Source organism: uncultured Clostridium sp. (assembly GCF_934754915.1).
GTDB lineage: Bacteria > Bacillota > Clostridia > Clostridiales > Clostridiaceae > Clostridium.
The window spans coordinates 1-14,485 of sequence record NZ_CAKVKB010000006.1 but is presented as its reverse complement, the minus strand read 5'-3'; the positions used below and the strand labels follow the sequence as shown (position 1 = coordinate 14,485).

The window sequence follows — 14,485 nt, the reverse complement described above, 5'->3', positions numbered from 1 at the left end:
AAAATTCAAATCCACTCTTTTTATTATCTAAAACCCTATATTTACATGCTTATCATCGTCATATACAGATAAGTTTAAAAAATCATAATCTTCCTTAATTATATCTTTGAAACTCATATCTGTTGATGATGAACACTCATAAAAAATACATTCATCAGATTTTTCCCCACTTGCATTGATTAGCATAGGACATTCTTCATAACATTGAACCTTTTGTTTTTTATTTGACCAAAACGGACATTTACCCATAATCTCTCACCCTTTACTACTCTCTTGAATCATTCTGTCACAATTCATAGATACATTATATTACATAATAGATTTAAAGTAAAGTTTTTACATTTTTTATATAAAAATACACCAAGCATATAAATATGATAATTAAAATTTATCTGCACATACAAAAATATTGCAAAGTTTTCTTATTTCATTATAAATTACTAATTACAATTTATATATTTCGCTGCAAACAAAAAAAGCAGTTAAATTTGAACTGCTTTCGTATATAAATTATTTTATACGTTATTTTTTACTGTTGAGATATTTATAATTTCATTTTGGAATGCTTTAAGTAATGCTTTTTCTAATACTTTTTCCTTATCAAAATTATCTATATCATTGCATACTGCAAAGACTTTATTCTTATGTCCATTACAATTTTTATATGTTAATGTTACATTTGGTTTATCATATTCAACTTCTAAAATCTTAATTCCCCAGGATATCTGCGCAAAATCCCCATCAACTGTCAATTGAGTCAATTCCTTTAACTTTTCATTATCCTTACTTGGATCATTAACAATTATTAATTCATCCCCAACTTTGTATTTAGCCATAAAATACGCCTCCTTAGTTAAATCAAATACTGCATTTTGTTACAGGCTATAATTATAAAAAGTTATAAAAAACATCTTCTTGTCTTTGTTAATTAATTAACATACCCTTATTTATATAATAGCAGACTTTAATTAAATATACAACATTTTTTTGTCTTTTATGTAATTTTTATTATCAGATACAAATTATAGAATTTAAGTAAATACAAGTCCCTTGTCTTTAATCTATAATTATTATTTATTGATAATTATTCTAAATTAAATTGACCAGATATATTTTCTTATGTTATAATTTGTATATATTAAAATGAAACGAGGCATAATTACTATGGATGAAATTACTGCTATTTTTAAAGAAAAAAAATTAAAACTAACACCTCAAAGACTCGCAGTATATAATTACCTTATGAATACAACTTCTCATCCTTCTGCTGATGTTATTTACAATGACATACATGTCCAATACCCAACTATGAGTCTTGCAACAGTATACAAAGCTTTAAAAACACTGGCAGAAGTAGGTCTTATTCAAGAAATTAATGTTGGCGAGGGAAATTTCAGATATGATGCCAATTCAAATCCTCACCCACACATTCAATGCATAAAATGTGGTAAAGTTGATGATTTCAAGTATCTTGATTTAGAAAATTTAAATTCTATAGCTCAAAAAAATACAGATTACAAAATAATATCTAATAAAGTTTATTTTTATGGATACTGCAAAGATTGCCAGTAAGTTTTTAGATCAAAACTTTAATTTTCTTTAGAGTTTTGGTCTTTTTTATTTTATTATGTATCTCTATAATTACCTTTTCATATACTTAAATGAGGTGATACATAATGAAAATTCTACTAATAAACAAAAAAACTATAATACCTGTTTTATTTATAGGATGCATTTTTTTAATTTGTGTTATAACATTCTTCTTTCTTAAATCAAAATATCCAGTATCTCAAAATGTGATTTATTCTGTAACCCCTTCAAAAAATCAAAACTATGACCTTACAGGTGATGGCAGCAAGGATTCCTTTCAATTACTAAGTAATGAAAACAAATTGGATTTTAATATAAAGTCTTCAGGGGAAGAATTTTATCTTTCTAAAGAAATAGATGATAAAATATTGTTTACAAAATCAATACATTGGACACCTAGAATATTTATGCATGATTTATCAAGAGATAATATTCCTGAAATAATAATGACAGGTTGTAAAAATAATAAAAGTATATACTATATTTTTAGTTGGGATTCTAATAATTTTAATCTTGTAGCTTCTGGAAACAATAATATATTAGGAATTCTTAACTGCAAAAATTCAAAAACACCACAATGCTTTTCTCTTTCTTCATCTTCTGCTGGGACATCACTTGACAGTTTTATGATTATCAATCATGAACAATTAAATACTAAATGCAGTAATTTCACCATTCCATCACTTGATACTGTATTAAAATTCATAAATTTAATCGAACTTTCTTATGATCTTGATGAACTTCCTGATATATTTACCACTGATATAAATAAAGAAGAACTCTCAATATGCTGGACTTTAAATAAAAATGACTACTCATATTCCTTTCAAAACGGCTTTTTCTATGATTATGAGTGGAATGATTATAATGAACCTATCACTTTAAAATGGCTGCTATCCTTTGAAAAAAGTAAACTTGCTGGAAAAGATAGTGACAAAGAAGAATTAAACATATTTTTAAATGTAACTAAGAAAGATTCCTTATTCAAAATTTCAGATATACAAAAATCTAAATAATTATATAAATAGATAACATTTTAATAACTTCATACGTCTTAATCTATTAATATCACCAAATAAGTTTTAAAAATTCTATAATTTTTTCTACAAAAACAAAGGCCGCAAAAATGCGGCCTAAAAGGGGGATGGGGGGTTACTTAATAAAAATAGTTTTATTAAGTTTGTAGGAGAATGCTTTCTCCATTACATTTATAGTATTGACAATAATAAAATTTATATACATTATTTTAAATATTTTTATTTAATCAATCCTTTTTTATATCCGTCTATTATTCTATCGACAAATGGCACCTTACTTTGATGAACAAAACTTCTCAATGCTATAAGAAATTCTAGATTTTCATCTACTGTGTTGTTTTTATCATTATTTTTTATATTCTTATTATTAGATGTATTTATATTATTTCTTTTATCTGCTGTAATATCATTTTTTTGTATATTGGGATCATTTTTTCTAATCATATTATTTGTTGACATATTCTGCGAAACAGAATTTGAATTATTATTTTTATTCAAGTTATTATTTGAATTGGAATTTGGAAAATTATTATCTAAATTCAATCCTGCCATCTGTGCTAACGGTCCTAAATTATTCAAATTAAAACCATTAGTATTCATTGAAGCCAGCATATTGTTCATATTTCTCATATCAAAATTTCCACCTAATAATCCTAAAAGCTGCATCGGATCGATTCCAAATGGATTATTATTTGAATTCATCATATTGCGGTTTGTATTATTATTTTCATTATTAACTGAACTTTCCTGATCCCTCCGCCTATGCTTAGCCATAAGTCTTCCTCCAAATATTATTACTTATTACCACTATATGTACAATCTATAATAATTGTTTATGTTTTTGATTATTTTTTTGGAGGGTATAAAACCCTCCATCCACTATTCTAGCAACAACAGCTATTTCCTGTTGAATAATTGCCTCCTGTGAAGCAACCGCCAAATAATATAAATAGTAAGATAATCAAGTATGATGAACTACAGTTCAATAATCCTGATCCACATGCTATTAATAAGAAAATTATAGGTGCTACAGCACATCCAGTGCCTCCAAATATTCCATAATTATTATTGTTGTTTGATCCACAGCAGCATGAGTTCTCTTGACAGCAGCATGGTGATGAGCAACAGCAGCTTTTCTTTTCGCAACAACATTTATTCTTCTTTTTAGACATAATTTATCTCTCCTTCCTAAAAAATCAGAACTCTAGCAACCACAGTTGCTATTAACATTTAAATTACCACCTAACCCTGCTAAACTGCCAAGATAATTTCCATATCCTCCACAGCCTCCGCATCCTAATCCACCGAAGCCATTATTAAAGTTGTTATTGCAGAGGAATAGGATAACTAATAAGAATAGATAAGCAGTGCAGCTTCCTCCTAACATTCCGCCGAATAATCCACCATTATTATTGCATCCATTATTGTTACAGCATGAATTGCATCCACAATTACATCCGCAATTACATCCATTATTAGAATTATTTCCACATCCACCTAGGAATCCATTTCCACCACATCCACAATAAAATAATATCAACAAAATCCAGATCCAACTTCCGAATCCACAACCTAATCCACCATAACCACCTAATGGATTAGCTCCGATTCCTGCTGCCATATTATTATTTTGGCCTCCACAACAACAGTTATCTGATGCACAAGAAGAAGTATCACTACTAGTAGTTTCTTCACATGAACTTAAGCCGTTAAGGATATCATTCATCTCCATATTTATTCCTCCTTGGAAATATTTTTTTCTTTTTCATACTACATACTATTCCCCACATAGAATTTTGATACATTTTTACAGCAATAATTTCTAAAATTTTATATAATAAACTTTTTTATTTTATACATATAAAAAACAGCAGAAAAACCTTTTAGTTTTCTGCTGTTTTCAACAATATATCTAGTCTATATTTGTTGCAAATTCTAAGAATAAATTATCTATTAATTGATCAATTCCTTTTTTATTAAGAGATGAAAAGAAATAGAATTTATCTTCATCTTTTAATTTTAAAGTTTCTTTTATAATCTTTTCATTTTTCTTAAATTCAGAATTTTTCAGTTTATCACTTTTAGTTGCTACAACAACTACATCATATCCAAAATGCTTAGCCCAGTCATACATCATCACATCATCTGCTGTAGGCTTATGTCTTGAATCAACAAGAAGTACTATTCTTTTAAGAACATCTCGTCCAGTGAGATACATCTCAATAGTCTTACCCCAGCTTTCCTTTTCAGACTTAGAAACTTTTGCATATCCATACCCTGGTAAATCAACAAGATAAAAATCATTATTTATTAAGAAAAAATTTACTAATCTTGTTTTTCCAGGAGTGGAACTTACTTTAGCTAATTTTTTTCTATTTGTTATAGAATTTATTATTGAGCTTTTACCCACATTAGATCTTCCTACAAACGCTATTTCTACTCTGTTATCTGTAGGATATTGATTTCTTTTCACTGCTGATATGATAAATTCTGATTGTTTAATTCTCATTAGTATCCTCTCCAATTAATGCATTCTTTAATACTTCATTTACTTCTTTTGCAGAAATAATGTTCAGACTGCTTCTTATTGAGTCTGGTATCTTATCTATATCTTTCTCATTTTCTTTTGGAATTATTATAGTATCTACCCCTGCTCTGAATGCTGCTAATGATTTTTCTTTCAATCCTCCTATTGGAAGCACTCTTCCTGTCAATGTTACTTCTCCAGTCATAGCAACATTGTGTCTTACTTTTTTGCCTGATAAGGCTGAAACAAGTGCTGTTACCATTGTTACTCCGGCAGAAGGTCCATCTTTAGGCACAGCTCCTTCTGGAGCATGTATATGAATATCTTTTTCTTTATAAAATGATTCATCAATTCCAAATTTGCTTGCATTAGCTCTTACATAACTATATGCAGTCTTTGCAGATTCCTGCATAACTTCTCCAAGCTTTCCTGTCAATTGAAGTTTTCCACTTCCACTCATTGCAGTTGCTTCTATTGGAAGTGTGTCTCCTCCATATGCAGTCCATGCCATTCCATTAACAACTCCAACTTTATCTAATTTATCAATCTCATCTATACTGAATATTTTCTTTCCAAGAAGTTTTTCAACAGAATCTGTATCAACAACATATTCCTTTTTCTTTTCTTTAATCATATCTGCCAATACTTTTCTCACAAGAGACATAAGCTTTCTCTCAAGTCCACGCACACCTGATTCTCTGGTATAACCTTCAATAACATTTCTTATTGAATCATCTTCTATAGTTATGTTATCCATAGGAATATCCAAATTTTTAAATATCTTTGGAATTAAATGTTCTTTTGCAATATTAAATTTTTCTTCATAAGTATAACCTGAGACTTCTATAACTTCCATTCTGTCAAGTAATGGTCTTGGAATAGTTTCTAAAGTATTAGCAGTTGCAATAAACATAACTTTTGATAAATTTAATGGTAATTCCAAATAACTGTCTCTAAAGTCTTTGTTCTGTTCACTATCTAATATTTCTAATAAAGCATCTGATGGATCACCTTTATAACTTGAACTTATTTTATCTATTTCGTCAAATAGTATAAGAGGATTCATTGTTTTTGCATCTTTCAATGCATAAGTTATCCTTCCTGGAATTGCTCCTACATAAGTCCTTCTATGACCTCTTATTTCAGATTCATCTTTCATTCCGCCTAATGAAATCCTTGAATATTTTCTATTCATAGCATGAGCAATAGATCTAGCTATAGATGTTTTTCCTACTCCTGGAGGCCCTACTAAACATAATATTGGTCCTTTTTGAGATTTGCTTAATTGTTTTACAGCTAAATATTCAATTATTCTATCTTTAACATCATCAAGTCCATAATGTTCCCTATTTAATATTTCTCTTGCTTTTATTATATCTATACTTTCCTTGGAATATTTTCCCCAAGGAATATCTAATGCCCAGTCTAAGTATGTTTTTATAACATTAGCTTCTGCCGATGCTGAACTCATGTTTTTTAATCTACCAAGTTCATAAGAAAGCTTTTCTTTAACTTCTTTTGAAAGTTTTGTTTTTTCAATTTTTTCTTCATATTTAGATATCTCATTCTTTTCAGCATCATCTTCTCCTAATTCTTCTTGAATTACTTTAAGCTGCTCTCTTAAATAATATTCTTTTTGCTCTTTTGATACCTTATCTTTAACTTTTTCAGAAATATCCTTTTGTATTTTAGCTATAGAAATTTCTCTTTTTAGTCTTCCTAGAATTATTTCGGCTCTTCCAACAATATCAAGACATTCTAGAACTTCTTGCTTTATAGATTCTTCTGTAATTGCATAAGAAGCAACCATATCTAGATATTCAACAGGATTTTCTAATGGTTCTATAGATTTTGCTACTTCACTATATCCATCATCAGTAAATTTTAAAAGTTTCATAAATTCTTTGTCTATAATTTTGATATATGCTTCTAGTTCAGCATTTTTTGTCTTTTTTGAACGAATTTTTTCAACTGAAGCTTTTATATATTCATCATCTTCTATATATTCAACTATCTTTGCTCTCTCTATACCTTCAACAAGAACTCTTATAGTATTTTCAGACATTTTAAGAATTTGCTTTATTTTACATATTACACCAACAGAATATATTTCATCCCTGGTTGGCTCTTCAATTAATAAATCCTTCTGTCCAACAAGAAAAATTTCTTGATTATCTAACATAGCTTGTTCAATAGCTGCAGTAGACTTCTTTCTGCCTACATCAAAATGTACTACCACTTTAGGAAAAACAGTCAATCCTCTCAATGGAATTAGCGGAATTGTATATAACTTTTTCATGATACTATTTCCCCCCCACATCAATCACATTATATTATTTATTATGACCTATCTAGTATACACATAATCCAACATTTTTTCAATTACTCTAATAAAAACTCTTAAATAGAAAAGGTGTGAATTTTAAGAACTATTTTCTTAAATATTCACGACCTTTACATTATATTAAACTAATTATTACATTTTTACAAACTAATTTTTTTGTAATTAAAGTTTATTCTATGTTTTGTTTGTATTATTTTCCCTTTGCAGATAATATCTCTGTACTATTTATAGATACATCAACAGATTCCTCCAATGCAATTTTTATCACTTCTTTAAAACTATACACCGGAAAAATTTCAACTCCTTCAATGTCCTCTAAAGATTTATCATAATTATCTTTTGGAATTATAACTTTTTGCGCTCCCCCCTTAACAGCTGCTGATATCTTAGCTCTTACTCCTCCTATAGGTTTAACCATTCCAAGTATGCTTATTTCTCCAGTCATTGCAACGAATCTATTGACCTTTCTTTCTGTTATTGCACTATATATTGCAGTAGCTATTGTTATACCTGCAGACGGACCATCTACAGGCATCCCCCCTGGTATATTGATATGAATATCATATTTTTCTGTATTTAAGTTAAATAGATTATCAAGAACTGTCATTACATTTTGAACAGAAGAATATGCAGTACTTTTCATCTTCATCTTTTTATTATTGTTAGTAATTTCTTCTTCTTCTACAATTCCAGTTACTTTTATTTCTCCCCGCCTATCATATATTTTTTTACAACTTACTTCAAGAGGCATAAGCATACCTATATTCGCGCCATAAACCGCCAAACCATTAACAACACCCACTCTTGATTCATGAGGAATTGTATTACTTATTATTTTTGTGTACTGCCCATTTTCCAATACCCATTTTATATCATCAATAGTTATATTTTTTCTTTCTTCATTTATTACAATTCCAGACGCAAGTTGTATAAGATTTATTACTTCTCTTCCATTTGTACAATATTTACTAACTTCATCTACTGCATTTTCCTCTATTTTCAATCCTACTTTTTGTGAAGAATTTTTTGCTATCATCTTTATTTCTTCAGGTAACAATGCTCTGAAAAATATCTCAACACATCTTGATCTTATTGCTGGAATTATCTCACTTGGTGAACGTGTTGTCGCTCCTATCAATCTAAAATCGGCTGGAAGTCCATTATCAAAGACCTCCTTAATATATTTAGGCATATTAGGATCTTCTGAATTATAATAGGAACTATCAAAAAATACTTTTCTATCTTCAAGTACTTTAAGAAGTTTATTCAACTCTATTGGATGCAGTTCACCAATTTCATCTAAAAATAATATTCCTCCATGAGCTTTAGTCACAGCTCCTGGTTTCGGCTGTGGTATTCCTGCCACCCCAAAATTTCCTGCACCCTGATAAATTGGATCGTGCACTGATCCAATTAGTGGATCTGCTATTCCTCTCTCATCAAATCTTAAAGTTGTTGCATCTAGTTCTACAAATTTAGCATTATCTTTAAATGGAGAAACTGCTGCCTTCTTTGCTTCTTCCAAAACAAGTCTTGCTGCTGCAGTTTTTCCCACTCCTGGAGGTCCATATATAATTACATGCTGTGGATTCGAACCGCATAAAGCTGCTTTTAGTGCTTTTATTCCCTTTTCTTGACCTATAACTTCTTCAAATGTTGATGGTCGGCTCTTTTCTGTCAATGGGACTGCCAATGAAATTTCTCTCAGCTTTTTTAAATTCATCATTTCTTTAGTGTTTTCTCTATCAATAACTATATTTCTATTTTTCTGGTTTTTATTTCCTGAGGTTGACAATAAATAAACGATCATAACTAAGACAATTATTTGTAAAATCATTAATATACTATTCATATTAATAAATATACTCTACCAATAAATTTTTCATTCACTAGTAAAATATATTTCCTCCTTCCATAAATACTATTACTATTATTTACTCCTCTTTACAAATATATTCCTAGATTTCATATAAAATTAGACTTTTTACAAAAAAAGCAAAATAAAATCCCTGTTCTGATATTTCTATCAAAACAGGGAGTAAACTCAAGACTAAGCTGATTCTATATCTTTTTTTACTTTTCCTTTTATTAAAGCTGGTCTGCTTTTACCTTCTTCAACACGTTCAACTATAGGATATTCCTTATTTTTTATTGTATTTTCAGTAATTGTAACCTTAGTTATTCTGTCATCTGAAGGAATTTCATACATTACTTCATTCATTATATCTTCTATGATAGCTCTAAGTCCTCTTGCTCCAGTCTGTCTGCTTATAGCTTCCTGAGCAATTGCATTTAATGCACTTTCTTCAAACTCTAGTTTAACATCATCTAATTCAAACAACTTCTTGTATTGTTTTACAAGAGCATTTTTAGGTTTTGTTAATATTTCTATTAAAGCTTCCTTATTTAAAGATTCTAATGTTACAAGTATTGGAAGTCTTCCTACAAATTCAGGAATTAATCCAAACTTCAATAGATCTGCTGGCATGATTTCCTTTAATAGCTGTCCAACGTCTTTTTCTTGTTTGGATTGAATGTCTGCACCAAATCCCATAGAACTCTTTCTTGTTCTTCCTTCTATTATCTTATCTACACCATCAAATGCTCCACCACAGATAAATAATATGTTTGAAGTATTAATTTGAATAAATTCTTGATGTGGATGTTTTCTTCCACCTTGAGGAGGTACAGATGCTACAGTACCTTCTAATATTTTTAATAATGCCTGTTGAACACCTTCTCCAGATACATCTCTTGTAATTGATGGATTTTCTGATTTTCTTGCAATCTTATCAATCTCATCAATATAAATTATACCTCTTTCAGCTTTTTCAACATCATAATCTGCGTTTTGAATTAATTTTAATAAAATATTTTCAACATCTTCACCAACATAACCAGCTTCTGTTAATGTTGTAGCATCAGCAATAGCAAATGGTACATTTAAGAATCTAGCTAATGTTTGAGCTAATAATGTTTTACCAGAACCTGTTGGTCCAAGCAATAATATATTACTCTTAGTTAATTCAACATCAATATCTTCTTTATTAGTATTTATTCTCTTGTAGTGATTATACACTGCAACAGCTAAAGATTTTTTAGCTCTTTCCTGACCTACTACATAAGAATCTAAATATTCTTTTATTTCATTTGGCTTTGGAACACTCTTTGTATCAAAATCTACAGTTTCTTGAAATTCATCAGCTATTATTTCAGAGCATAAATCTATACACTCATCGCATATATATACTCCTGGTCCAGCAATAAGTCTCTTAACTTGTTCCTGAGTCTTTCCACAAAATGAACACTTTAACTGCTTCTTATCATCATATTTAGCCATACATTCACCTCGCTAAAAAGTTTTTAAATACTTTTTATTTTCTATTCAGATTTTTCTTTATTTGGTTTTTTTACTATTACATCATCAACCAAACCATATGCTTTAGCTTCTTCAGCATCTAAGAAATTATCTCTTTCAGTATCTCTTTGAATAACTTCTAAAGGTTTTCCTGTATTCATGCTTAAAGTCTTGTTAAGTATTTCTTTAATCTTAGACATTCTGTTAGCATGTATTTCAATATCAGTTACCTGACCTTTAAATCCACCTAATGGCTGATGTATCATAATTTCAGAATGTGGAAGTGCATATCTCTTTCCTTTTGCTCCACAAGAAAGTAAAAATGCTCCCATTGAAGCAGCCATTCCAACACATATTGTTGATACATCTGCATTTATTAACTGCATTGTATCATATATTGCCATACCTGCAGTAACAGAACCTCCTGGACTATTTATATATAATGAAATATCTTTATCAGGATCTTCACTGTCTAAGAATAACAGCTGAGCAACTATTAATTGAGCACTTTCATCAGTAACTTCTCCACTTAGCATAACTATTCTTTCTTTTAATAATCTTGAAAATATGTCGTAAGAACGTTCTCCTCTACTTGTTTGTTCAACGACCATTGGTACTAAACTCATCTGAATCCTCCCTTTTCACCGTTATAAAAAATATAAGTCTATTTATATATTATATATTTTTTTTGTACTTTTGTTAATTATTATTTGAAATAATTGCCAGAAAAAATTATTTTTCTGGCAATTTACTATTCAATAACTTATTTTATATTATAACTCAAATAAAATTATTTGCAATTTTCTTTTATGAATTTAAGAGTATTTTCAATTACGATATCTTTTTCTATCATAACTTTTTGAGTTTTAGCTAAGATTTTAGCCATCTTTTCTGGATCTTTTGGTCCATAAATCTTACCTAATTCTAAAGCTCTTGCATTTATTTCTTCATCAGAAGCTTTGATATCTTCAGCTTTAGCTACTGCTTCAAGAACTAAATCAGCTTTAACTTTTCTTTCAGCATTTTCTTTCATGAATTCTCTCATTTTTTCAGTTGTGTTACCAGTAAACTGCATATATTGATCTAAGCTTAATCCTTGATATTTTAATCTTCCTTCAAGATCTTTCATCATAGCATCGATTTCTTTATCAATCATAACTTCCGGAACATCCATCTTTGCATTTTCAATTACAGCAGTTATTACAGCTTCTTCAAATTCTCTTTCAGCTTTTTCATCATTGTTCTTTTCTAAAGTCTTCTTTAAGTTTTCTTTTAATTCAGCAAATGAATCAACTGCTGCTACTTCTTTAGCAAATTCATCATCTAATTCTGGTAATTCTTTAACTTTTATTTCTTTTACTTCTACTTCAAATTTAGCAGCTTTACCATTTAATTCTTCTTTACCATAAGATTCTGGGAATGTTACATTAACATCTTTCTTATCCCCAACTGCTAATCCTACTAATTGATCTTCAAAATTATCTATAAAAGTACCTGAACCAATTTCTAATGGATAATCATGACCTTCTCCACCTTCAAAAGCAGTTCCATCTATGTATCCTTTAAAATCTATAACAGCAATATTTCCTTTTTCTACTGTTCCTTCAGTTTTAACTTCCATTCTTGCATTTTTTTCTTGCATATCTTTTATTTGTTTTTCTACTTCAGCTTCATCAACTTCATATGAAGGTTTCTTTATGTCTAAACCTTTATATTCTCCTAATTCAACTTCTGGATATGTTGTAACAGTTGCAGTATAAACTAAGTCTTTTCCTTCTCCTATTTCAACAATATCAATTTGTGGGTAATCAACTGGTCTAATATTTTCTTCTGTTAATGCTTCACCATATGATGCGTCTATTGCAAAATTAACAGCATCATCATAGAATACTTCTACTCCATAGAACTTCTTAACCATATTCATTGGAACTTTACCTTTTCTGAATCCTGGTATATTATATCTGTTTTTATTTTTGTTATATGCCTTAGCAAGTGCAGCATCAAATTTATCTGCTTCAACCCTTATTTCTAATTTAACAACATTTGTTTCTATTTTTTCCACTTTAGCTTTCATTTTATTCTTTCCTCCTAAAATAGTGTACATCTAATTTAACTAGGTTATTATACCATAAACCTCTAAATTATATCAAATATTTATTTTTATTGAAGATAATTGCCATCTTGTGCTATAAAATAATCTCTATTATTAACAGTTATCTTCAATCCTTTTTCTTCTCTGTCACCTACTGTAATATTTTCAGCTGCTAGATCCCAGTAAATTTTATCATCGCCAGTTTGAATATCAGTCATCCATAAATATTGCTTTACAGCAGCACTTCCAAAATAGGGTCTGTTTGTGACAAATACTATGCTTTGTTCACTTACAAATTTAGGATTGCTATTCCATAAATATCCTGGATTTGTCTGAAGAGTATTATCTTTTGTAAATACAGTTCCCTTTGATGATACATACTGATCTTTTGAAACAGTTTTACTTGTTCCATCTATATTATATACTGTTATAACTGAATTCACATCACATACCAAAACCTGCTTTTTTAATGGGCTTATGTCAAAATAAACTCCTTCATCTAGATTTTTAACCGATGTAAAGACTTTTTCTCCATTTTCTTCTACATATACGGCTTGAGCAGTTTTCCCGCTACTCAAAGGTATATCTATATACTCCTCAATAGGTGTTTTTACTTCCTCTTCTTCACTTTGTATATCCTCTGCTTCATTTTCTTTTACTGTACTTTCTTCTGAAGCAATTTCTTCTGATGTATTATCACTATCAATCCATGCTTGCATATTGGCTTTTATATTTCCAAAATTAACAGGATTATATACAAATTTTAACACCGCTGCACATGCTAGCAAGACTATTATTAATGAAAAGAATATAAAATTTCTTTTTCTTCTTTTCATCTTTCGCTCATATTCTCTGCTGAAGATACTTGGCTTTCCCAAGGATAACCCCTCCACATCTAAATTATAATTTCATTTTTGAACAAACTTAATTATATATTATTATGATTATTAAATCTATATATTTTTAATTTTATCTGCTACATTTTTTACCTTTACATCCAGAACAGTTTCCATTTTTTCTGCAACTGCACAAACTGCAATTACTTCCGCATTGAATAAGTCCTGCCTCTTTTAATTCTTCAAAAGTAGGATTACATATATTTTCTGAATATTCTTCATAGTCTATTGTATTTTTTAACAATTCTTCTCTCTTTATTTCTATCATTCTATATAATCACTCCCAAATTACACTATATTTCTTTATGAATATTATCAAACAAAGAGTTATTAAATTTTATAATAGTTTGCTTTAAAGCACAAAATTTTTTCATATTTTCATCTATGCCTTTTCTTTATTAGGTATAATATATATTTAATTGTCGTATTGTAAAAAATTATTGTTTTTTATTTTGTTTATTGTATAATTAAGTTATACAATGAAGTTATTTAGCCCATACACTTTATGACACTGTCATAAAGTTTAATAAACCCCACAATGTTCATTTATTCCCTTTCTTAAATGAACATAAACATCCAATTCTATTGGATATTTTAAAAGTCTTTTTGTTCTGATTTTTATCAAAACAAAAAGATTTTTT

At 29.0% G+C, this 14,485-nt stretch carries 15 protein-coding genes; 2 read left to right on the top strand and 13 right to left on the bottom strand.

Going from position 1 to position 14,485, the window contains the following annotated elements; all coding sequences use genetic code 11:
• Positions 1–27: 27 nt before the first annotated feature.
• On the bottom strand, positions 28–249 hold the full coding sequence (locus tag Q0F58_RS02100; RefSeq protein ID WP_294371893.1) for a hypothetical protein: 222 nt from the start codon (positions 247–249) through the stop codon (positions 28–30).
• Positions 250–515: 266 nt separating this feature from the next.
• Positions 516–836: a hypothetical protein gene (locus Q0F58_RS02095; RefSeq protein WP_294371890.1), complete on the bottom strand. Its 321-nt coding sequence runs from the start codon at positions 834–836 to the stop codon at positions 516–518.
• Between the two features lie 328 nt (positions 837–1,164).
• On the opposite strand from Q0F58_RS02095, the gene Q0F58_RS02090 reads away from it, so the two are divergent.
• Positions 1,165–1,572 (top strand): Fur family transcriptional regulator, encoded by a 408-nt coding sequence (locus Q0F58_RS02090; RefSeq protein ID WP_294371886.1) that lies wholly within the window; start codon positions 1,165–1,167, stop codon positions 1,570–1,572.
• A gap of 104 nt (positions 1,573–1,676) precedes the next feature.
• On the top strand, positions 1,677–2,606 hold the full coding sequence (locus tag Q0F58_RS02085) for a hypothetical protein (RefSeq protein ID WP_294371883.1): 930 nt from the start codon (positions 1,677–1,679) through the stop codon (positions 2,604–2,606).
• A 240-nt stretch (positions 2,607–2,846) separates the two neighbouring features.
• On the opposite strand, the gene Q0F58_RS02080 is transcribed toward Q0F58_RS02085, so the two are convergent.
• The 11 genes from Q0F58_RS02080 to Q0F58_RS02030 form a co-directional block, all read right to left on the bottom strand.
• Entirely contained in the window at positions 2,847–3,401 is a 555-nt protein-coding gene (locus tag Q0F58_RS02080; RefSeq protein WP_294371880.1) for a hypothetical protein, read from the bottom strand.
• Between the two features lie 110 nt (positions 3,402–3,511).
• Positions 3,512–3,799 carry a hypothetical protein gene (locus tag Q0F58_RS02075; protein WP_294371878.1) on the bottom strand — a complete coding sequence of 96 codons (288 nt, stop codon included), beginning with the start codon at positions 3,797–3,799 and terminating at the stop codon, positions 3,512–3,514.
• 32 nt (positions 3,800–3,831) lie between these two features.
• Entirely contained in the window at positions 3,832–4,359 is a 528-nt protein-coding gene (locus Q0F58_RS02070; protein ID WP_294371875.1) for a hypothetical protein, read from the bottom strand.
• Between the two features lie 180 nt (positions 4,360–4,539).
• Positions 4,540–5,136 carry a ribosome biogenesis GTP-binding protein YihA/YsxC gene (gene yihA, locus Q0F58_RS02065; RefSeq protein WP_294371870.1) on the bottom strand — a complete coding sequence of 199 codons (597 nt, stop codon included), beginning with the start codon at positions 5,134–5,136 and terminating at the stop codon, positions 4,540–4,542.
• Entirely contained in the window at positions 5,126–7,453 is a 2,328-nt protein-coding gene (gene lon, locus Q0F58_RS02060; RefSeq protein ID WP_294371867.1) for an endopeptidase La, read from the bottom strand. Before lon ends, yihA begins: the two co-directional genes overlap by 11 nt.
• Positions 7,454–7,688: 235 nt before the next feature.
• Complete coding sequence (gene lonB, locus Q0F58_RS02055; RefSeq protein WP_294371864.1) at positions 7,689–9,350, bottom strand: ATP-dependent protease LonB; 1,662 nt, start codon at positions 9,348–9,350, stop codon at positions 7,689–7,691.
• A gap of 198 nt (positions 9,351–9,548) precedes the next feature.
• Complete coding sequence (clpX, locus tag Q0F58_RS02050; protein ID WP_294371861.1) at positions 9,549–10,838, bottom strand: ATP-dependent Clp protease ATP-binding subunit ClpX; 1,290 nt, start codon at positions 10,836–10,838, stop codon at positions 9,549–9,551.
• Positions 10,839–10,879: 41 nt separating this feature from the next.
• Complete coding sequence (gene clpP / locus Q0F58_RS02045; RefSeq protein WP_294371858.1) at positions 10,880–11,482, bottom strand: ATP-dependent Clp endopeptidase proteolytic subunit ClpP; 603 nt, start codon at positions 11,480–11,482, stop codon at positions 10,880–10,882.
• Between the two features lie 164 nt (positions 11,483–11,646).
• Positions 11,647–12,930 (bottom strand): trigger factor, encoded by a 1,284-nt coding sequence (gene tig / locus Q0F58_RS02040; RefSeq protein ID WP_294371855.1) that lies wholly within the window; start codon positions 12,928–12,930, stop codon positions 11,647–11,649.
• 86 nt (positions 12,931–13,016) lie between these two features.
• A complete protein-coding gene (locus Q0F58_RS02035; protein ID WP_294371851.1) occupies positions 13,017–13,826 on the bottom strand; it encodes a hypothetical protein in 810 nt (269 codons plus the stop codon).
• Between the two features lie 91 nt (positions 13,827–13,917).
• Positions 13,918–14,112 carry a hypothetical protein gene (locus Q0F58_RS02030; protein WP_294371849.1) on the bottom strand — a complete coding sequence of 65 codons (195 nt, stop codon included), beginning with the start codon at positions 14,110–14,112 and terminating at the stop codon, positions 13,918–13,920.
• Positions 14,113–14,485 lie beyond the last annotated feature (373 nt).

What these genes read in the sequence shown, in the direction of transcription:
- Q0F58_RS02100 (WP_294371893.1), bottom strand. Translation starts at nt 249, where the DNA reads ATGGGTAAATGTCCGTTTTGGTCAAATAAAAAACAAAAGGTTCAATGT.
- Q0F58_RS02095 (WP_294371890.1), bottom strand. Translation starts at nt 836, where the DNA reads ATGGCTAAATACAAAGTTGGGGATGAATTAATAATTGTTAATGATCCA.
- Q0F58_RS02090 (WP_294371886.1), top strand. Translation starts at nt 1,165, where the DNA reads ATGGATGAAATTACTGCTATTTTTAAAGAAAAAAAATTAAAACTAACA.
- Q0F58_RS02085 (WP_294371883.1), top strand. Translation starts at nt 1,677, where the DNA reads ATGAAAATTCTACTAATAAACAAAAAAACTATAATACCTGTTTTATTT.
- Q0F58_RS02080 (WP_294371880.1), bottom strand. Translation starts at nt 3,401, where the DNA reads ATGGCTAAGCATAGGCGGAGGGATCAGGAAAGTTCAGTTAATAATGAA.
- Q0F58_RS02075 (WP_294371878.1), bottom strand. Translation starts at nt 3,799, where the DNA reads ATGTCTAAAAAGAAGAATAAATGTTGTTGCGAAAAGAAAAGCTGCTGT.
- Q0F58_RS02070 (WP_294371875.1), bottom strand. Translation starts at nt 4,359, where the DNA reads ATGGAGATGAATGATATCCTTAACGGCTTAAGTTCATGTGAAGAAACT.
- yihA (WP_294371870.1), bottom strand. Translation starts at nt 5,136, where the DNA reads ATGAGAATTAAACAATCAGAATTTATCATATCAGCAGTGAAAAGAAAT.
- lon (WP_294371867.1), bottom strand. Translation starts at nt 7,453, where the DNA reads ATGAAAAAGTTATATACAATTCCGCTAATTCCATTGAGAGGATTGACT.
- lonB (WP_294371864.1), bottom strand. Translation starts at nt 9,350, where the DNA reads ATGAATAGTATATTAATGATTTTACAAATAATTGTCTTAGTTATGATC.
- clpX (WP_294371861.1), bottom strand. Translation starts at nt 10,838, where the DNA reads ATGGCTAAATATGATGATAAGAAGCAGTTAAAGTGTTCATTTTGTGGA.
- clpP (WP_294371858.1), bottom strand. Translation starts at nt 11,482, where the DNA reads ATGAGTTTAGTACCAATGGTCGTTGAACAAACAAGTAGAGGAGAACGT.
- tig (WP_294371855.1), bottom strand. Translation starts at nt 12,930, where the DNA reads ATGAAAGCTAAAGTGGAAAAAATAGAAACAAATGTTGTTAAATTAGAA.
- Q0F58_RS02030 (WP_294371849.1), bottom strand. Translation starts at nt 14,112, where the DNA reads ATGATAGAAATAAAGAGAGAAGAATTGTTAAAAAATACAATAGACTAT.